This window comes from Delftia sp. Cs1-4, from assembly GCF_000214395.1.
In the GTDB taxonomy this organism is placed as follows: domain Bacteria; phylum Pseudomonadota; class Gammaproteobacteria; order Burkholderiales; family Burkholderiaceae_C; genus Comamonas; species Comamonas acidovorans.
Genome location: NC_015563.1, coordinates 4994620 through 5014258, shown reverse-complemented (window position 1 = coordinate 5014258; position 19639 = coordinate 4994620). Strand labels below are relative to the sequence as shown.

At 67.9% G+C, this 19639-nt stretch carries 13 protein-coding genes; 12 read left to right on the top strand and 1 reads right to left on the bottom strand.

The features are described 5' to 3' along the window. The first annotated feature begins 5 nt into the window (after nucleotides 1–5). The 9 genes from DELCS14_RS21925 to DELCS14_RS21885 all read left to right on the top strand — a co-directional run bounded on the left by DELCS14_RS21925 (nucleotide 6) and on the right by DELCS14_RS21885 (nucleotide 10499). The gene (locus DELCS14_RS21925; RefSeq protein WP_013803614.1) at nucleotides 6–2396 is read left to right on the top strand and encodes a xanthine dehydrogenase family protein molybdopterin-binding subunit; all 2391 of its coding nucleotides are present in this window, start codon (nucleotides 6–8) and stop codon (nucleotides 2394–2396) included. 10 nt (nucleotides 2397–2406) lie between these two features. Continuing rightward, nucleotides 2407–3198: a xanthine dehydrogenase family protein subunit M gene (locus DELCS14_RS21920; RefSeq protein WP_013803613.1), complete on the top strand. Its 792-nt coding sequence runs from the start codon at nucleotides 2407–2409 to the stop codon at nucleotides 3196–3198. Nucleotides 3199–3206: 8 nt separating this feature from the next. Continuing rightward, the gene (locus tag DELCS14_RS21915; RefSeq protein WP_013803612.1) at nucleotides 3207–4145 is read left to right on the top strand and encodes a MoxR family ATPase; all 939 of its coding nucleotides are present in this window, start codon (nucleotides 3207–3209) and stop codon (nucleotides 4143–4145) included. Then, nucleotides 4142–5398, top strand: a complete 1257-nt coding sequence (locus DELCS14_RS21910) for a VWA domain-containing protein (RefSeq protein WP_013803611.1) — start codon at nucleotides 4142–4144, stop codon at nucleotides 5396–5398. The genes DELCS14_RS21915 and DELCS14_RS21910 overlap by 4 nt, the downstream gene beginning before the upstream one ends. A 38-nt stretch (nucleotides 5399–5436) precedes the next feature. Further along, a complete protein-coding gene (locus DELCS14_RS21905) occupies nucleotides 5437–6168 on the top strand; it encodes a carbon monoxide dehydrogenase subunit G (RefSeq protein ID WP_013803610.1) in 732 nt (243 codons plus the stop codon). Nucleotides 6169–6297: 129 nt separating this feature from the next. After that, nucleotides 6298–7365, top strand: a complete 1068-nt coding sequence (locus DELCS14_RS21900; protein ID WP_013803609.1) for an XdhC family protein — start codon at nucleotides 6298–6300, stop codon at nucleotides 7363–7365. A 106-nt stretch (nucleotides 7366–7471) separates the two neighbouring features. Then, on the top strand, nucleotides 7472–9457 hold the full coding sequence (locus DELCS14_RS21895; protein ID WP_013803608.1) for a helix-turn-helix domain-containing protein: 1986 nt from the start codon (nucleotides 7472–7474) through the stop codon (nucleotides 9455–9457). 5 nt (nucleotides 9458–9462) lie between these two features. Beyond that, complete coding sequence (locus DELCS14_RS21890; RefSeq protein ID WP_043796428.1) at nucleotides 9463–10155, top strand: AzlC family ABC transporter permease; 693 nt, start codon at nucleotides 9463–9465, stop codon at nucleotides 10153–10155. 5 nt (nucleotides 10156–10160) lie between these two features. Beyond that, nucleotides 10161–10499, top strand: coding sequence for an AzlD domain-containing protein (locus DELCS14_RS21885; RefSeq protein ID WP_013803606.1), 339 nt, complete (start codon nucleotides 10161–10163; stop codon nucleotides 10497–10499). A gap of 2 nt (nucleotides 10500–10501) precedes the next feature. Here DELCS14_RS21885 and DELCS14_RS21880 read toward each other — a convergent pair whose 3' ends face one another. Beyond that, complete coding sequence (locus tag DELCS14_RS21880) at nucleotides 10502–10891, bottom strand: nuclear transport factor 2 family protein (protein WP_013803605.1); 390 nt, start codon at nucleotides 10889–10891, stop codon at nucleotides 10502–10504. A 421-nt stretch (nucleotides 10892–11312) separates the two neighbouring features. Between DELCS14_RS21880 and DELCS14_RS21875 the strand changes: the two genes are divergently transcribed. The 3 genes from DELCS14_RS21875 to DELCS14_RS21865 all read left to right on the top strand — a co-directional run bounded on the left by DELCS14_RS21875 (nucleotide 11313) and on the right by DELCS14_RS21865 (nucleotide 19629). Then, a complete protein-coding gene (locus DELCS14_RS21875) occupies nucleotides 11313–12938 on the top strand; it encodes an efflux RND transporter periplasmic adaptor subunit (protein ID WP_013803604.1) in 1626 nt (541 codons plus the stop codon). Between the two features lie 46 nt (nucleotides 12939–12984). Next, nucleotides 12985–16122: an MdtB/MuxB family multidrug efflux RND transporter permease subunit gene (locus DELCS14_RS21870; RefSeq protein WP_013803603.1), complete on the top strand. Its 3138-nt coding sequence runs from the start codon at nucleotides 12985–12987 to the stop codon at nucleotides 16120–16122. A gap of 345 nt (nucleotides 16123–16467) precedes the next feature. Beyond that, on the top strand, nucleotides 16468–19629 hold the full coding sequence (locus DELCS14_RS21865; protein ID WP_013803602.1) for a multidrug efflux RND transporter permease subunit: 3162 nt from the start codon (nucleotides 16468–16470) through the stop codon (nucleotides 19627–19629). The last annotated feature ends 10 nt before the right edge of the window (nucleotides 19630–19639 follow it).

Sequence of the window (19639 nt, the reverse complement as noted above, 5' to 3'; positions counted from 1 at the left end):
CAGCCATGGGTGCATCCGACTTTTCCAAGCTCCCCCACATCGGCGAGCCCGTCAAGCGCAAGGAGGACTACCGCTTCCTCACGGGCGCGGGCCAGTACACCGACGACATCGCGCTGGCCGCCCAGGCCCATGCGGTGTTCGTGCGCTCGCCGCACGCGCATGCGCGTGTGCGCTCCGTTTCCACCGATGCGGCCAAGGCCGCGCCCGGCGTCATCGGCGTGCTCACGGGCGCCGACGTGGCGGCCGACAAGATCAACGGCCTGCCCTGCGGCTGGCTGATCACCAGCACCAACGGCGAGCCCATGAAGGAGCCGCCGCATCCCATCCTGGCGCTGGACACCGTGCGCTACGTGGGCGACCAGGTCGCCATGGTCGTGGCCGAGACGCTTGAGCAGGCGCGCGACGCGGCCGAGCTGGTGGAGGTGGACTACGACCCGCTGCCCGCCGTGGTGCTGGTGGCCGACGCGGCGGCCGGCAGCGTGCCCGGCGCGGTGGTGCATGACATCGCCCCCGACAACCACTGCTACAAATGGGCCATCGGCGACAAGGCCGCCGTGGATGCCGTGTTTGCGGGCGCCGCCCACATCGCCCAGCTGGACCTGGTCAACAACCGGCTGATTCCCAACGCCATGGAGCCGCGCGCGGCCATCGGCAGCTACAGCCGCGCCAATGACGAGTACACGCTGTACGTGGCCAACCAGAACCCGCACGTCGAGCGGCTGCTGATGACGGCCTTCGTCATGGGCCTGCCCGAGCACAAGGTGCGCGTGATCGCGCCCGACGTGGGCGGCGGCTTCGGCTCCAAGATCTTCCTGTATGCCGAGGATGTCTGCCTGACCTGGGGTGCGCGAAAGCTCAACCGCAACATCAAGTGGACGGCCGACCGCAGCGAGTCCTTCCTCACCGACGCACATGGCCGCGACCACGTCAGCCATGCCGAGATGGCCATGGACGCCAGCGGCAAGTTCCTGGCCATGCGCGTGCACACGGATGCCAACCTGGGCGCCTACCTGAGCACCTTCGCCAGCGCCGTGCCCACCATCCTCTATGCCACCTTGCTGGCCGGCCAGTACGCCACGCCCCAGGTCTATGTGGAAGTCGATGCCTGGTTCACCCACACCGCGCCCGTCGATGCCTACCGGGGCGCGGGCCGGCCCGAGGCCACCTACCTGCTGGAGCGCCTGGTCAGCCGCTGCGCCTGGCAGCTGAACCTGTCCCAGGCCGAGATACGGCGGCGCAACTTCGTCACCAGCTTCCCCTACCAGACGCCCGTGGCCCTGCAGTACGACGTGGGCGACTATGGCGCCTGCATGGACAAGGCCGAGGCCCTGGCCGACGTGGCCGGCTTTGCCGCGCGCCGTGCCGACAGCGAGGCGCGGGGCCTCAGGCGCGGCCTGGGCTACAGCAGCTACATCGAAGCCTGCGGCCTGGCGCCCAGCAACATCGCGGGCGCCCTGGGCGCGCGGGCAGGCCTGTTCGAATGCGGCGAGGTGCGCGTGCACCCCACGGGCAGCGTCACCGTGTTCACGGGCTCGCACAGCCACGGCCAGGGGCACGAGACCACCTTTGCCCAGGTGGTGGCCGCGCGCCTGGGAATACCCGTGGAGAACGTGGACATCGTCCACGGCGACACGGGCCGTGTGCCGTTCGGCATGGGCACCTATGGCTCGCGCTCCATCAGCGTGGGCGGCGCGGCCATCATGAAGGCGCTGGACAAGATCGAGGCCAAGGCCAAGAAGATCGCGGCCCACCTGATGGAGGCCAGCGACGCCGACATCGACTTCGCGGGCGGCGAGTTCACGGTGCGTGGCACGGACAAGAAGATCCCCTTCGCCCAGATCGCGCTCACCGCCTATGTGCCGCACAACTACCCGCTGGACAAGCTGGAGCCCGGCCTCAACGAAACCGCCTTCTACGACCCCACCAACTTCACCTTCCCCGCAGGCACCTACATCTGCGAGGTCGAGGTGGACCCGGCCACGGGCGTGGTGCGCGTGGACCGCTTCAGCGCCGTGGACGACTTCGGCACCATCATCAATCCCATGATCGTCGAGGGCCAGGTGCACGGCGGCGTGGCCCAGGGCATAGGCCAGGCGCTGCTGGAAAACTGCGTCTACGACCGCGAGACCGGCCAGCTGCTCACCGGCAGCTTCATGGACTACGCCATGCCGCGCGCCGACGACTTCCCCGAGTTCAAGCTCGGCACCGTCTGCACGCCCTGCACGCACAACCCGCTGGGCACCAAGGGCTGCGGCGAGGCGGGGGCCATCGGCTCGCCGCCCGCCGTCATCAATGCCGTGCTCGACGCACTGCATCCCCTGGGTGTCAGGGACCTGGACATGCCGGCCAGCCCGCACCGTGTCTGGTCGGCCATCGACGCCGCAGCCACCTCCTGAGGAGAGCGCCATGTACGCATTCACCTATGAAGCCCCGGGCACCACGGCCGACGCCGCCGCGCTGGCCGCGCAGGGAGGCCAGTACCTGGCCGGCGGCCAGAGCCTGCTGCCATCGATGCGCCTGCGCCTGGCGCGGCCCGAACAGATCGTGGACCTGAACCGCGTCCAGGGCCTGGCCGGCATCGCCGTCAACGGCCAGACCGTGGAAATCCGTGCCATGACGCGCCATGCCGACGTGGCCGCCAACCCGCAGGTCCAGGCGGCCATCCCGGCCCTGGCCGAGCTGGCCGGCGGCATCGGCGACCGCCAGGTGCGTGCGCGCGGCACCATCGGCGGCTCGCTGGCCAACAACGACCCCGCTGCCTGCTACCCCAGCGCCGTGCTGGGCCTGGGCGCCACCGTCGTCACCGACCGGCGCGAGATCGCGGCCGACGACTTCTTCCAGGGCATGTACACCACGGCGCTGGGCAGCGGCGAGCTGATCACGGCCGTGCGCTTTCCCGTGCCGAAGAAGGCCGCCTACCTCAAGTTCAAGCAGCCCGCCTCGCGCTTCGCCCTGGTGGGCGTCTTCGTCGCCCAGACCGACAGCGGCGTGCGCGTGGCCATCACGGGCGCCGGGCTCAGCGTGTTCCGCCATGCGGGGCTGGAGGCCGCGCTCAACCAGAGCTTCACACCCGACGCGGCCGCCCAGGTGCTGATCGACCATGCCGACCTCAACAGCGACCTGCATGCCAGCGCGCGCTACCGGGCGCAGTTGATCAGCGTGCAGACGCAGCGTGCGGTATCGCAGATGCTGGGGTGACACGGCGGATGCCTTCCGAGCAAGCCATTGCCTCCATAGACGCCCTGGTCGCCGCGCTGCAGGCCGAAGGCTATTTCGCCGACCGGCGCCTGGCCACGGCCGTCTTCCTGGCCCTGCGGCTGCAGCGGCCGCTGCTGCTGGAGGGCGAGCCCGGCGTTGGCAAGACCGCGCTGGCCCAGGCGCTGGCACGCGTGCTGGCGCGCCGCCTGATCCGGCTGCAGTGCTATGACGGCATGGAGCAGCGCGAGGCGCTGTATGAATGGAACTATGCGGCCCAGCTGCTGCACCTGCGCGCGGCCGAGTTGGCCTCGGCGCAGCCCGCGGCCGCACCGGAGCGGGACCGCCTGCAGCGCGCCGAGCAGGAGGTCTACCAGGAGCGCTACCTGGTAAGCCGCCCGCTGCTGCAGGCCCTGCAGCAGCCCGAGCCCGGCGCCGTGCTGCTGATCGACGAGATCGACCGCGCCGACGAGCCCTTCGAGGCCTTCCTGCTCGAATACCTGGGCGAGTACCAGGTCAGCATTCCCGAGCTGGGCACGGTGGCGGCACGCGTGCCGCCCGTGACCGTGCTCACCAGCAACCGCACGCGCGACCTGCACGATGCCGTCAAGCGCCGCTGCCTCTACCACTGGCTGGACTATCCCGGGCGCGAGCGCGAGCTGGCCATCGTGCGCGCCCTGGTGCCCTGGGCCGGGCAGGCCCTGACCGCCCAGGTGGCAAGCTTCGTGGGCCGGCTGCGCAGCCAGCCCTTTGCCGATGCCTTCCAGCGGGTGCCCGGCATTGCCGAAAGCGTGGAATGGGCCAAGGCCCTGGTGGCGCTGGACACCCTGGTGGTCGATCCCGAAGTCGTGCACGACACGGCAGGCATCCTCTTCAAGCAGCGCGAGGACGTGGCCGCGCTCACGCCTGAGCGGCTGCAGCAACTGCTGGCGCCGGAGCCCGCGCCGTGACGGCTGGGGCAGCCGGTGCCGCCGGTGCCGCCGACGGGGGCGGGCGCACCAGCTGGCTGGGCGATGCGCGCAGCGGCAAGCTGGCAGGCAACCTGGTCGGCTTTGCGCGTGCGCTGCGCCGCGCGGGCGTGCCTGTGGATGGCGGGCGCATGGCGCTGGCCCAGCAGGCCCTGTCCCTGGTCGGCCTGGCGCGCGAGGACATGGCCGCAGCGCTGGAGGCCGTATTTGTGAGCAACGCCCAGGACCGCGCCGTGTTCCGCGAACTGTTCGACGCCTACTTCCGCAATCCCGATGTGGCCAGGCAACTGCTGGCCCAGTTGCTGCCGCAGGCGCCCCGGCCGTCCGCGCCGCGCCACCGCCCGCGCGTGCAGGAAGCCCTGTCGCCCCGCCAGGCAGGCGAGGGCAGGGCCGCCGTCGATGAAGAGCTGAAGCTGGACGCCGCCATGACGGCCAGCGAGCGCCACCGCCTGCGCCATGCCGACTTCAACCAGCTCAGCGCCAGCGAATACCTGCTGGTGCAGCGCCTGGCCAGGGACATTGCCCTTCCCTTGCCCCGCTACCGCAGCCGCCGCACGCGCACCGGCCAGCGCGGCGCGGTGCCCGACTGGGCTGCCAGCCTGCGTGCGGCATCGCACCATGGGGGCGAAATGCTGCAGCTGCTGCGGCGCGAACGGCGGCGCCTGCCGCTGCCCTGGCTGGCCCTGGTCGATGTCTCGGGCTCCATGGAGCGCTATGCGCGGCTGTTGCTGGCCTTTCTGCACGCGGCCACCAGCACGCAGCGCCATGCGGGCCTGCGCCGCCAGGTCTTCAGCTTCGGCACCGAGCTGCGCGACCTGAGCCCGGCCTTTGCCCAGGCCGATACCGACGCCATGCTCGAGCGCGCCAACGCCGCCATTGCCGACTTTGGCGGCGGCACGCGCCTGGGCAGCAGCCTGGGCGAACTGCGCCGCCTGCATGCGCGCCACCGGGTTTCAGGCCTGGTGGGCCGGCGCACCCTGGTGCTCATCATCAGCGACGGCCTGGACACCGGCGATGCCGCCGAGCTGGACCGCGAACTGGCCTGGCTGCGCCGCCACAGCGCGCGGCTGCTGTGGCTCAACCCGCTGTTGCGCTTTGACGGGTATGCCCCACTGGCCCAGGGGGCGGCCGTGCTGCATCGTCATGCCCATGCCATGCTTGCGGTACACAACCTGGAATCGCTGCAGCAGCTGGCCGGTCACCTGGCGCGGCTGCTGGCGTCGCCAGGCCGCTGAGCCGCTTGCGGCCACCCCCATCGCAGAAAGGAATTGCCATGGAAATGCAAGCCAGCCGTTCCCTTGCCGTCAGCCAGCAGCAGGCCTGGGAGGCGCTCAACGATCCCGAAACGCTCAAGGCCTGCCTGGCCGGCTGCGACCGCTTCGAACCCCTGGGCGATGACCAGTACGCCGTGGGCATGGCGGTCAAGGTGGGGCCGGTATCGGCCAAGTTCAGCGGCAAGGTCACGCTGTCCGACATCACGCCGCCCGAGCGCTACCGCATCGCCTTTGAAGGCCAGGGCGGCGTGGCCGGCTTCGGCAAGGGCGAGGCCGACGTCACCCTCACCCCCGAGCCCGCTGACGCCGCAGGCCAGCCGCGTTGCCTGCTCAGCTACAGCGTGCAGGCCCAGGTCGGCGGCAAGATCGCCCAGCTGGGCCAGCGGCTGATCGACGGCGCCGCCCGCAACATGGCCGACGACTTCTTCGCGCGATTCGACACGCTGATGCAGCAGCGCCACCCGCGCGCGCCGGCAGCGCCTACCGATGCAGGCGACACCGCCGACCTGTCCCACCTGCCTGCCGGCCTGGCCGATGAAACCGGCCACATCGAGCCCACCGTGGACGCCCAGGCCTGGGAGCACGACGCCGCAGCCGGCGTGGCCACGCCGCTGGATGCCGCACCGGCCACCGAGGCCGAGGAACGCTCGCGCCGCGCCATCCCGCTGTGGTGCTGGGGGCTGGCCATCGTCGTCGTTCTCGGGGCTGGCTGGCTGCTCTCGCGGTACTGAGTCCTTGCGCCGACCCACGGCTTTTTCCACCCACCCTGAACGATGCGCGCTGGCGCAGCACAATAGCCGCCGAAAAACGCCAGGCGCCCAGCTGCACAGGCAAGCCAGGTGCCGGCGTGGAGATTTGCAATGGAAAACCTGGATGTTCATGTTCTGCGCCACCTCGCGCAATGGCGCGCTCAGGGCGAGCGCGCGCTGCTGGCCACGGTGGTGCGTACCTGGGGCTCGTCGCCCCGGCCCATCGGCTCCATCATGGCGCTCGGGGCCTCGGGCGCCGTGGTGGGCTCCGTGTCCGGCGGCTGCATCGAGGACGACCTGATCGCCCGCTACAGCCACGCCTCGGACGCCGACGCCCTGCGCGACGGTGCGCCCCGGCTGCTGCGCTACGGCGTCAGCGCCGACGAGGCCCACCGCTTCGGCCTGCCCTGCGGCGGCACGCTGGAGCTGCTGCTCGAATTCAATCCAGACGCTGCTGCGCTGCAGCAACTCGTCCAATGGCTGGACGAAGGCCGCATGGTGCGGCGCACCGTGGACAAGGCCACCGGCCAGGTCGCCCAGCAGGTCAGCGACGCGCCCGAGCCGCTGGTGCATGCCGGGCAGCAGGTCGCCAACAGCTTCGGTCCCGAGTACCGCATGCTGCTCATCGGCGCAGGCCAGCTGTCCGAATACCTGGCCACCATGGCGCTGTTCAACGGCTTTGCGGTCACCGTCTGCGACCCGCGCGAGGAATACAGCCGCCACTGGAGCGTGGCCGGCGTGCAGCTGTCGCGCGAGATGCCCGACGACCTTGTGCGCACCATGCGCGCCGATGCGCGCACCTGCATCATCGGCCTCACGCACGACCCCAAGCTCGACGACCTGGCCCTCATGGAAGCCCTGGAATCCCCGGCCTTCTACGTGGGCGCCATCGGCTCGCGCCGCAACACCGCGCTGCGCCTGCAGCGCCTGAGCGAGCACTTCGGCCTGGGCGACGCGCAACTGGCGCGCCTGCGCGGCCCCATCGGCCTGTACATAGGCAGCAAGACGCCTCCCGAAATCGCCGTCAGCATCATGGCCGAGGTCCTGGCCGCCAAGAACGGCGTGGCCCTGCCGCGCGGCATGACCGTGGAAGAAGGCAAGCTCGCCGCAGCCCAGCCCCCGCAGCCGCTGGAGGATGACGGGCCCGAGGGCATCACGCCCCTGGTGTGCGGGGTATAACCTGCCCCGCCTGGGCTATGTAGTGCCCGTTGCCAATAGTGAAAACTTTCAATTGATCGATTTGTGATTTATATTGAACATTCGTTCTTTATAGCCAGGATCGATCATGCAGATTCTCGACACTCTAGCCCGAAATATGGGCCAATTGCGTGAACAGCGTGGGTTGACTCTTTCAGGGCTTTCCCAACGTTGCGGGATTGCCAAGTCCACCTTGTCAGGACTGGAGTCTGCTCAGGGTAATCCCACAATAGAGACGCTGTGGGCGATTGCCAATGCGCTCGATACGCCCTTTGGTCAATTGGTGTCTGGGACCAGTCTAGGTCCGGTTCATATCGGCGACGGCCAGGTCGCCGTTCGTTTTATTGAACGAACTGACGATGAAAGTGGTTCTTCCATCGAGTCCTACCGCATGCACTTGGCGGCGGGCCACACCAAGCAATCTGCTGCACATCCCCCAGGCGTGAGGGAGAAAGTAGTTGTGACCAGTGGTCCCATGTTGGTCGGAGACCTGCTGGCTCCCAGGGTGCTCAACTCTGGCGAAGTTCATTCTTTTCCCGCTGATGTTCCTCATGTTTATGGCGCTATGGGAAAGCCAGCGCAGGCCGTTGTGTTCGTCGAGTACCCAGCATCGGCGGCACCGCCAGGCGCTGACCTTTTCTGTGCTCTTGAATGGCCCGTCACCGCTGCTGCATGGGAAGGTGTGGAATGCATGCTGACGCGTGTGTTCATCGAAGTGGCCAATGGGTTTGGCGCCATGATGCTCCGATTTAGAGGTTGCCGGCTACAGTCGGCAGCCGCGCTTGCACTATTGCGGGACAAACTGCTTTCGATGGATTCTGCGAGCTATCGCTGGCCGCAGTCGGTGCTCATGGGTGTCGATGTCGAAGGGCCTTTCCTGGTAGTTCTGCCTCGGTATTTCGCACAGGCCTTTACCGAGACGGATCATCCCTTGGCCCGAACGGCATTGGGTTGCCGAGCGCTGGTACTGGCCCGAGAGGCTGAGGCTGATCTGATCTCCGAGTCAAGGTTCGTTGAGGATGATCTTGTCAGTGAGCACAAGGTGCTACAGGCACTGGGCGGAGAGTGTGCTTTGAAATCGGGCCAATTGATACTGCCGAAGACTTTGAAATTGCTTGATCGACAGACTGTTGTATCTGTGGAGCCATCCACTGAAGCAGGTGCGTTCTCGAGCCGGATTCAGGTCGAGCACTACGACGCATTCGAGTTGCTTCATCCTGCGTATGCAAGACAGGTCGTTGCCATGGCCCAGGATGTTGTTGACTTCACGCCAGCGCGACAGACCGTGGATATCGGAACTGGGCCTGGTCTTCCTCTGCTGATGCTGCAGGAGCTTTTACCGGACTTGAAGGCGCTGGCTGTGGAACCAGATCCTGTGGCGTATGCGTGTCTGCGCATCAATGTAGAAGGGCGAGAAGGAATTTCTCTACATCAGGGTGGATTCCTGGAGTTGAATCTCTCCGATGGTCAATCTGAATTGATCACATCCGTGGGGGCGTCGCACCACTTCAACACAGCCTTCATGCTGCAAAAAGCCCGGATGCTGCTCAAGCCTGGAGGTGTTTTGTCTGTGGCCGATGAGTTTTTGCCCTCGTTCCGTGATGTTGAATCACGCAATGCCGCGCTGGTTCGCCATCACAGTGCCTACATCCTCCACGTTGCCGCCGCGATGGAATGCTGTGATCTCCCCCGTATGGACGATCTGGACTACAGCTTGTATCGCGCGTTTCAGCAATATCTCGGTCAAGCGGTCTTTTTAGCCGAGCAAGGTCAGTCATTGGCTGCTGTGCGGCTATGTCGAGACTTGTTTGCACAGGTCCGACAGGCATCGTTGGACAAGTGGCCTGCCCACGCGGTCGGAGCATATGTGCGTTTTTTCTGGCTGGAGTTGCAGGCCATGGTGGCGGGGTTCGACTATGAAGTCGAATGCAAGACCCATGTCCGCCGATTTCTGGAACTGGCCGCAGGCACCGGCCTGGAACTGCTTCGGCACAGACGCGTGTACGCCACTTGCGGTGACCAAGCGTACGATGGTGGCACTCATGTAGTGACGTTTCGTAGGCGGGGCGCATGAGCGGCATGACACGAGGCCGTGTCATGTTGGCCGGCCTGACGGCCAGCCTCTCCGTGGCGACGGGCTATCTGCCGATTGCTTTCTCCTTTGGCGTGGCGGCCGTTCAGGCGGGTCTTGCTCCATCCATTGCCGTGCTGGCTTCCGTGCTGGTCTATGCCGGAGCCAGCCAGTTCCTGCTGATTTCGTTGCTGGCTTCGGGAGCCGGGCTGTGGACCGCTTTGCCCACGGTGCTGTTGATGAATGCGCGGCATGTGCTGTATGGCCCGGCCCTGCAGGTGGTGCTGGGGCCGCGGCAGCGCCTGGCCACGCCCTGGTTGGCCTTTGGCCTGACCGACGAGGTGTTTGCCACCGCCATGAGCAAGATGCAGGGCGTGCCAGAGGCCGAGCGCGAGCACTGGTTTCTGGGCTTGCAACTTGGCGCCTACGCGGCCTGGGTGGGCGGCACGGTGATGGGGGTGACGCTGGTGGGCGAGGTGGATCGATGGCCGGCAGCCGTCCGCGAGGGGCTGGCCTTCGTTCTGCCCGCATTGTTCTTTGCGCTGCTGCTGGAGGCGGGTGTGCTGCGCTGGTGGCGTGCGGTGCTCACGGCCGCCGTGGTCGCTGCGGTGCTGGTTCGCTTCATCCCGGGCTACCACGCCCTGGCGCTGGCGATCCTGTGCGGTGCGCTGGCGCATGCGGCCACGGCCGATAGGGGCTGATCACCATGTCGTACACATTCTGGATCTTGCTGTTGTGCGGTGCCGGCACCTTTGGCCTGCGCTGGTTGCCGTTGTGGCAGGCACGCCGAAGAGGGCACTCTGCACGGGCGTCCCGGAAGGTGCAGAGGTGGCTGGCGGGTGTCGGGCCCGCCGCCATCGCTGCCCTGTTCGTGGTGTCAACCTGGGGGCTGTTGGTCAGCGATGTCCGCTGGGGGCGGGTGGCCGTGATCGCCCTGGCGCTGCTGGCCATCTGCCTTGCACGCCTGGTGCGGGGAGGCATTGCCATGCCGACCTTGGCTGGTGCGCTGACCTACGGCCTGCTGGCCCATTTCAAGCCCTGGTGATGTCAGTGCGGCTGGGCATGGAAGGCCTTGTTGGCAATCTTCCAGCCGGCTTCTGTTTTAAGCAGCACGAAGTAGTCGATGAAGGTGATGGCGCCGTGCACCAGGGTGATCTTGGCGCTGGCCGCCGTGCCGCCGATGTCGATGGCGTCGATGCTGCGGCGGCGCGTGGCCTCGTCGGCGGCGGGCTGGCCCTTGAAGCGGGCGCAATAGGTGTCGATGTCCCAGGAGGTCAGCGGGCCTTCTCGCACGCTTTCGATGCGGGCGGTGGGCATGAAGGCGGCGCGCATGTGGGCGCTGTTGTCCTCGGCATGGCCGCGCATGTACAGCTCCAGCGGCACGCGCACGGCGGCTTCTTCGGGGTGGTCGGTCAGGCGTGGGTTGGCAGTCGTCATGGTGTTCTCCTGGGACGTATGGATGGCGGCCTGCGCTTGCAGGCCTGCGGCCGCGCATCGTAGCCACAAGCGCGGGGGGCAGTCCAACGGGCGGCGAGGCGCGGGCCGCGCCGGGGTGCGGTGCAATGCCTTGTTTTCAATGGACTTTCGGGCTGATGCGCCCCGCATTGGCCGTGCCTGGGTCAACAGTGTTTTGAGCTCCGTGCCCTGTCTGAGACCCTGCCGACGGGTGCCCGACCTGTTCCGAAAACGACCATGTCAGAGCGGGTAAAGCCGGGGTAAAGCGGGGGTAATGCCTGCGTAAAACGGCGATCTGCCTCGTTTTGGAGAGCATGGGACTGGCTACCATAGCCGCATCCGCCGCCGTTCCCTGTTCTGGGGCCGGACCCACGGTTTCCTCCCACGACTTCCCGCAGTGACCATGAAACGCCTGTCAAGCAGCCCCTTTGTTGCAGATGCCCACGGCGTACGCCAGCGCGGCCGGGTACGGCCCGCCCTGATGTGGGGCGTGGTGGCACTGGCCCTGGTGGCGGGGGGCGGGCTGTGGTGGTGGAACAAGCGGGCGCCGGCGCAGGGCGAGCAGGCCTCGGCCGGTGCGCCCGGCCCGGGTGGCGGGCGTGCGGGAGGCGGGCGGCGCGGCCCCGGCGGGCCGGGTGGGCCTGGCGGCCCCGGCGCCATGGGTGCCCAGGCGCAGCCGGTGTCCGTGGGCGTGGTGGAGCGGCGCGACATGCGCGTGCTGATCAGCGCCATCGGCACCATGAACCCGCGCGCCACGGCCGTGGTGCGCGCCAAGGTGTCGGGCGAGTTGCTGCGCCTGCATTTCAAGGAAGGCGACGAGGTCAAGGCCGGCCAGCTGCTGGCCGAGATCGATCCGCGCAGCTTCCAGGCCAGCTTCAACCAGATCCAGGGCACGCTGCAGCGCGACCAGGCGCTGCTCAAGAACGCCCAGCTGGACCTGCAGCGCTACAAGGAGCTGCAGGCCCAGGATTCCATTGCCGGCCAGCAGGTCGATACCCAGGCTGCGCTGGTGCGCCAGTACCAGGGCACGGTGGCCGCCGACCAGGCCCAGGCCGATGCGGCCAAGCTGCAACTGAGCTACACGCGCATCACGGCGCCCATTGCGGGCCGGCTGGGCCTGCGCCAGGCCGACCGGGGCAATGTGGTCAATCCTTCGGACACCAACGGCATCGTCACCATCACCCAGGTCAAGCCCATCGACGCGGTGTTCTCCGTGCCCGAGGCCCATGTGGGCACGCTGGCGCGGCGCCTGGCCGAGGGGCGCGAGCTGCCCGTGGAGCTGTGGGACCGGGACCTCAAGCAGCAACTGGGGCGCGGCCGCCTCAATGCGGTGGACAACAGCATCGACATCGCCACCGGCACCATCAAGGCCAAGGCCGCTTTCGACAATGCCGAGGGCCGCCTGTTCGCCAACCAGTTCGTCAACGTCAAGCTGGAAGTGGACCGGCTGGAGCAGGCGCTGACCGTGCCGACCACGGCCGTGCAGAACAACTACGTCTACCTGGTCCAGGAGGATGGCACGGTGACGCAGCGGCGCATTGCCGTGGGCGTGACCGATGGCGACCGGGTGAGCGTGAAGGGCGAGCTCAAGCCTGGCGAGCAGGTGGTGGTCGATGGCATTGACCGCCTGCGCGAAGGCGCCAAGGTCACGGTGATCGAGCCCGACAAGGTGCAGAAGGTGGACCAGGCCGTGCAGGATGCCTCCGGCCAGCCGCGCGGCATGCGCAATCTGCCGCCCGATGTGCGCGCCAAGCTGGCGACCATGAACCCCGACGAGCGCAAGGCCTACCTGCAGAAGCTGCGTGCCGAGCGCGGTGGGCAGCGCAATGGGGGTAACGGTGGCAGTGGCGGCAGTGGCGGCAATGGCGGCAACGGCAGCAACGTGACCGCGCCGGCGGCCGAAGGCTCCGCGCCCGCAGGCCAGTCGCCGGCACCGTCGCCCGGATCGCCCCAGCCTTCGCCCGGCCCGGCACCTGCCGCGCCCTCTGCGCCTGCTGCTCCCGCAGCTCCCGCTCCGGCCGGGCGCTGAGCAGCGCCCCGGCACCTGAAGACTGCAAGCCCTTCCAGGCGGCCCCATGAATCTTTCCCGCATCTTCATCCTGCGACCCGTCGCCACCTCGCTGCTGATGGTGGCGGTGCTGATCGCCGGCCTGCTGGCCTACCGGCTGTTGCCGATTTCGGCCCTGCCCGAGGTGGACTACCCCACCATCCAGGTCACCACGCTGTACCCCGGTGCCAGCCCCGACGTGATGACCTCCAACGTCACCGCGCCGCTGGAGCGCCAGCTCGGCCAGATGCCGGGGCTGTCGCAGATGTCGTCCACCAGCTCGGGCGGCGCCTCGGTGATCACGCTGCGCTTTGCGCTGGACATGGCCATGGACGTGGCCGAGCAGCAGGTGCAGGCCGCCATCAACGCGGGCTCCAACCTGCTGCCCAGCGACCTGCCCATGCCCCCGCTGTACAGCAAGGTCAACCCGGCGGATGCGCCCATCCTCACGCTGGCCATCACCTCGCCCTCGCTGCCGGTGATCCGCGTCAACGACCTGGTGGAGAACCGGCTGGCGCCCAAGCTCTCGCAGGTCAACGGCGTGGGGCTGGTGGCGATTGCCGGCGGGCGCCGGCCTGCCGTGCGCATCCAGGCCAACCCGACGGCGCTGGCCGGCCTGGGCATGACGCTGGACGATGTGCGCACCGCCATCGCCGCCGCCAACGTCAAGCAGGCCAAGGGCGGCTTCGACGGCCCGGCGCGCGCCTCCACCATCGATGCCAACGACCAGCTGCAGTCGGCGGCCGAGTACCGCAACCTCATCATCGCCTTCAAGAACGGCCTGCCCGTGCGCCTGTCCGACATCGCCCAGACCGTGGACGATGCAGAGAACACGCGCCTGGCCGCCTGGGCCGGCACGCCCGAGGGCGGCTCGCGCGCAGGCGTGATCCTCAACATCCGGCGCCAGCCCGGCGCCAACGTGATCGAGACGGTGGACCGCATCAAGGCGCTGCTGCCCCAGCTCAAGGAGACGCTGCCGGCCTCGCTGGACGTGCAGGTGCTGACCGACCGCACGGTGACCATCCGCGCCTCGGTCAACGACATGCAGCTGGAGCTGATGCTGGCCATCGCCCTGGTGGTGGCGGTGATCTTCGTCTTCCTGCGCAGCGCCTCGGCCACGCTGATCCCGAGCTTTGCCGTGCCGCTGTCGCTGATCGGCACCTTCGGCGTGATGTACCTGGCCGGTTTTTCCATCAACAACCTCACGCTGATGGCGCTGACGATCTCCACCGGCTTCGTGGTGGACGATGCCATCGTGATGATCGAGAACATCGCGCGCTTCGTGGAAAAGGGTGAGCCGCCCATGCAGGCTGCGCTCAAGGGCGCCAAGCAGATCGGCTTCACCATCATCTCGCTGACGATTTCGCTGATCGCCGTGCTGATCCCGCTGCTGTTCATGGGCGACGTGGTAGGGCGGCTGTTCCACGAGTTCGCCATCACCATGGCGGTGGCCATCCTGATCTCGGCCGTGGTCTCGCTGACGCTCACGCCCATGCTGTGCGCACGCCTGCTGCGCCACCAGCCCGAAGGGGCCGAGGAGGAAAAGCACGGCCGCCTGTACCACGCCACGGGCCGCTTCTTCGACCGCACCATTGCCGGCTACGGCCGCATCCTCACCTGGGTGCTGGACCGGCGCGGCCTGACCTGGATCGTCTTCCTGGCCACGCTGGCCGTGACCGTGCTGCTGTACTTTGCCGTGCCCAAGGGCTTCTTCCCCGACCAGGACACGGGCACCATCCAGGCCACGACCGAGGCCGACCAGTCCATCTCGTTTGCCGCCATGGCCGAGCGCCAGCAGGCCCTGGCCGAGCTGCTGCTCAAGGACCCGGCCGTGCAGAGCATCTCGTCCTTCATCGGCGTCGATGGCAGCAACACCACGCTGAACACGGGCCGGCTGCTGATCGACCTCAAGCCCCATGGCCAGCGCGATGGCGTGCCCGCCGTGCTGCGCCGCCTGTCCGACGATGCGCTGCAGATCCCGGGCATACGCCTGTACGCCCAGCCCGTGCAGGACCTGACCATCGAGGACCGCGTGGCGCGCACCCAGTACCAGCTGCTGATGTCCTCGCCCGACATGGCGCAGCTGACCACCAGCACCCAGGCCCTGGTCGAGCGCATGCACGACCTGCCCGAGCTGGTGGACGTGGGCAGCGACCTGCAGAACCAGGGCCTGCAGGCCTTCGTGCAGATCGACCGGGCACAGGCCAGCCGGCTGGGCGTGACGGTCGCGGCCATCGACACGGCGCTGTACAACGCCTTCGGCCAGCGGCTGATCTCCACCATCTTCACGCAGTCCAACCAGTACCGCGTGGTGCTGGAAGTGGCGCCGCAGTTCAAGATCGGGCCCGAGTCGCTGCAGGCCATCTATGTGGCCTCCAGCGCGGGCGCGCCCGTGCCGCTGTCCTCGGTGGCCACGGTCAGCGAGCGGCCCATGGCCCTGGCCGTGAACCATGTGGGTCAGCTGCCGGCCGCCACCATCTCGTTCAACACCGCGCCCGGCGTGTCGCTGGGCCATGCGGTCAAGGCCGTGCAGGACCTGATGGCACAGCTGCGCACCGAGGGCCATATGCCGCTGTCGGTGGACGCCGCCTTCCAGGGCGCGGCCCTGGCCTTTCAGGCCTCGCTGTCCAACACGCTGCTGCTGGTGCTGGCGGCGGTGATCACCATGTACATCGTGCTGGGCGTGCTCTATGAGAGCACCATCCACCCGGTGACCATCCTGTCCACGCTGCCCTCGGCCGGCGTGGGCGCGCTGCTGGCCCTGCTGCTGGCGGGGCTGGACCTGGACATCATCGCCATCATCGGCATCGTGCTGCTGATCGGCATCGTCAAGAAGAACGCGATCATGATGATCGACTTCGCGCTGGAGGCGCAGCGCGAGGAGGGGCATACGCCGCGCGAGGCCATCTACCAGGCCTGCCTGCTGCGGTTCCGGCCTATCCTGATGACGACTTTGGCTGCTTTGCTGGGGGCCTTGCCGTTGATGCTGGGGACGGGGGTGGGCAGTGAGTTGCGGCATCCGTTGGGGGTGACGCTGGTAGGGGGCTTGCTGGTGAGTCAGTTGCTGACTCTGTTCACTACGCCTGTGATTTATCTGACTTTTGAAGGGTGGGCGCAGAGGTGGCGGGATCGTCGGGGTGCTTCTTCGGAGCAGGCCCATGCTTGAGCTTGATCTGCGCTTTTGGCTGGCGCCGCTGGCCGGGGTTCGGCCCGGCGGCCGACCTACTTTCTTGCCTCGCAGCAAGAAAGTAGGCAAAGAAGCGCGCCCCACTGCCCGCGACCCCTTCGCTTCGCTGCGGGGCCACCTGCGTCGTGGCGCTTGCGGGGTTCGCCGTGAAACTCACTTCGCGCTGGCGCGCTGCGTTCAGACAATCACGGCGAGCCAGATGACGAAGCAGTCCTGTCCTTCGGCAGGACTGCAACCCCGCAAGCGCCACGACGCAGGCGCGGGCAGAAGGGGAGTTTGCTCGGGCCATCGCTTCGCTCGGCCTGGGGTTTTTGGGGCTGGGTCATGAGCCAGCTGTCCAATCTCTCTGCGCCGTTCATCTTCCGGCCCATTGCCACCATGCTGATGACCATCGGCCTGGCGCTGGCGGGGGCGGTGTCGTATTTCCTGCTGCCGGTGGCGCCGCTGCCGCAGGTGGACTATCCGACGATTTCGGTGTCGGCCAGCCTGCCCGGTGCAAGCCCCGACACGATGGCGGCGACGGTGGCGACGCCGCTGGAGCGGGCGCTGGGGGCGATTGCGGGGGTCAATGAGATCACGTCCAGCTCCAGCCTGGGCAGTACGCGCATCACGCTGCAGTTCGATCTGTCGCGCACAGTGGACAGCGCGGCGCGCGATGTGCAGGCCGCCATCAATGCGGCGCGCACGCTGCTGCCTTCGGGCATGCCGGGCAATCCTACGTATCGCAAGGTGAATCCGGCCGATGCGCCGATCATGATCCTGGCGCTGACGTCCAGCGCACTGACGCGCGGGCAGATGTATGACGCGGCATCCACTGTGCTGGCGCAGAAGCTGTCGCAGGTGGAGGGCGTGGGCCAGGCGTCCATCAGCGGCGGGGCGCTGCCGGCCGTGCGCGTGGAGCTGGACCCGGTGAAGCTGGCGGCCAATGGCGTGTCGCTGGACCAGGTGCGTACCGCCATTTCGGCCACGAATGCCAACCGGCCGCTGGGCGCGGTGGAGCGCGAGGACCATTATTGGCAGGTGACCGCCAATGACCAGGCGCGCGTGGCGGCCGACTATGCGCCGCTGGTGCTGCGCTGGAGCAATGGCAATGCGATCCGGCTGCAGGACGTGGCCGATGTCACGGATTCGGTGCAGGACGTGCGCAACTACGGCGTGGCCAATGGCAAGCCCGCCATCCTGCTGCAGATCTTCAAGCAGCCCGATGCCAACATCCTGGAGGCCGTGGCGCGCGTGCGCTCTTTGCTGCCGCAGCTCAAGGCGTCCATCCCCGAGGCCATCGATCTGACCATCGTGTCCGACCGCACGCCCACGCTGCGTGCCTCGGTGGTGGAGGTGGAACGGGCGCTGTTGATCGCCGTGGCGCTGGTGATCCTGGTGGTGTTCCTGTTCCTGCGCAATGGCCGGGCCACGCTGATTCCGGCCGTGGCCGTGCCGGTGTCGCTGGCGGGCACGTTCGGCGTGATGTACCTGGCCGGCTATACGCTGGACAACCTGTCGCTGATGGCGCTGACCGTGGCCACGGGCTTTGTGGTGGACGATGCCATCGTGGTGCTGGAGAACGTGATGCGCCACATGGAGCGCGGCAAGACCGCGCTGCGCGCGGCGCTGGACGGGGCGCGCGAGATCGGGTTCACCGTGGTGTCCATGAGCCTGTCGCTGATCGCGGTGTTCGTGCCCATCCTGTTCATGGGCGGCATCGTGGGGCGGTTCTTCCGCGAGTTCGCGGTGGTGATGTCGGCGGCCATTCTGATCTCGATGGTGGTGTCGCTGACCACCACGCCCATGATGTGCGCGGCGCTGCTGCGGCCGCAGCGCGTGCCGCAGCCGGGCCGGCCGCGCAATGGCCTGCAGCGCGCCTGGGACCGCTTCGGCGCCTGGGTGGGCCGGGCCGAGCGGCGTGCCATGTCCGGCTACCGCGCAAGCCTGGCCTGGTGCCTGCGCCACCAGCCGCTGGTGCTGCTGGTGCTGGCCGGCGTGGTGGCGCTGAACGTGCACCTGTACATGGCCATCGACAAGGGTTTCATGCCCAGCCAGGACACGGGCCGCGTGATGGGCTTCATCCGGGCCGACCAGTCCACCTCCTACCAGGCCATGGAGCAGCGGCTCAAGCGCTTCCTGTCCATCGTGCAGGAAGACCCGGCCGTGGAGTACGTGACGGGCTTCACGGGCGGCGGCCAGCGCAATGCGGCCAACATGTTCATGTCGCTCAAGCCGCTGGCCGAGCGCAAGGTGTCTTCCGACGAGGTGATCAACCGCCTGCGCGACAAGCTCAAGAACGAGCCCGGCGCGAGGCTGTTCATGGTCACGCAAAGCGATATCCGAATCGGCGGGCGGCAAAGCTCGGGCTCGTATGACTACACGCTGCAGGCCGACGACATCCAGGACCTGCGCACCTGGGAGCCGCGCATCCGCCAGGTGCTGTCGCAACTGCCCCAGCTCACGGACGTCAACAGCGATGTGTCCGACTTCGGCCTGCAGACCTCGCTGGTGATCGACCGCGACGCGGCCACGCGCCTGGGGCTGACGGTGTCGCAGATCGACGGCACGCTCAACAACGCCTTCGGCCAGCGCCAGGTGGGCGTGATCTACAACCCGCTCAACCAGTACCGCGTGGTGATGGAAGCCGCGCCCCGCTACCTGCAAAGCCCCGAGACGCTGCGCGGCTTCTTCTTCGTGAACAACCAGGGCGTGCAGGTGCCGCTGACCTCGTTTGCGCGCATCACCACCACCAACACGCCGCTGGCCGTGAACCACGACCGGGGCACGCCGGCCAGCACCATCAGCTTCAGCCTGGCCGAGGGCGTGGCGCTGTCGGATGCCAGCGACGCCATCCGCGCGGCCGTGGCCGATCTGGGCGTGCCCGTGTCGGTGCGCGGCAGCTTCAGCGGCACGGCCGGGGCCTTCCAGCAGGCGCTGTCGGGGCAGCCGCTGCTGATCCTGGCGGCCATCATCACCATCTATCTGGTGCTGGGCGTGCTCTATGAGAGCCTGGTGCATCCGCTGACCATCCTGTCCACGCTGCCCTCGGCCGGCGTGGGCGCGCTGATGGCGCTGATGCTGTTCAAGACGGAGTTCTCGCTGATCGCGCTGATCGGGGTGATATTGCTGATCGGCATCGTCAAGAAGAACGCCATCATGATGATCGACTTCGCGCTGGAGCGGCAGCGCGCCGGCCATGCCACGGCCGCCCAGGCCATCTACCGCGCCTGCGAGCTGCGGCTGCGCCCCATCCTCATGACCAGCCTGGCGGCCATCTGCGGCGCGCTGCCGCTGGCCCTGGGCCGGGGCGATGGCGCCGAGCTGCGCCAGCCGCTGGGCATTGCCATCGTGGGCGGCCTGATGCTGAGCCAGCTGCTCACGCTCTACACCACGCCCGTGGTCTATGTGCTGCTGGACAGGCTGCGCCAGCGTGTCATGGGCCTGCGTGGCCGCGTGCAGGGCAAGGACCGTGGCACCCCTGTGCCCGCCGCATCACCCCAGTGAACCGAATCCG